Source organism: Vibrio sp. Y176, from assembly GCF_033438945.1.
Genome location: NZ_JAWOQS010001178.1, coordinates 1 through 519, shown reverse-complemented (window position 1 = coordinate 519; position 519 = coordinate 1). Strand labels below are relative to the sequence as shown.

The 519-nt window shown below is 41.2% G+C and carries 1 protein-coding gene; it reads left to right on the top strand.

Annotated features, from left to right (window positions below; all coding sequences use genetic code 11):
* Positions 1–31 precede the first annotated feature (31 nt).
* A partial coding sequence (locus R7O13_RS30840) for an HAD hydrolase-like protein (protein ID WP_318305716.1) occupies positions 32–519 on the top strand: 488 nt, incomplete at its 3' end.

Genomic DNA, 519 nt, shown 5'->3' with positions numbered 1-519 from the left:
CGACATCGACAAATGCGTCTAGGGGAAGGCTATGGCAATTACCAATATTAAATGCGTGATTTTTGATTGTGATGGCACGTTGGTCGACAGTGAGCGTTTATGCTGCCAAGCACTAGTGAATGTATTTAATCTACACGGTGCAGAGTTAACGATGGAAGAATGTGTTTCTCACTTTAAAGGTGGGAAACTGGCCGATATTCTTCTTGATACCAAAGAGTTGATGAACATTAATGTTCCAATTGATGTTCTTGAACCCCAATACCGAACAGAAGTTCAAAAATTGTTTGTTCGTCATTTACAACCAATGGATGGCGCTAAAAGGCTGATCCAATTCCTCGACTCTCACAATATTGAATACTGCGTCGCGTCAAATGGTCCCAAAGATAAAATTGAATACGCACTTGAGTTAACCGGCCTGCTTGATGCATTCAAAGGAAAAGTATTCTCTGCGTTTGAAGCAAACAGTTGGAAACCTGAACCTGATTTGATCATGTACAGCGCGATGAGCATGGGCTTTTT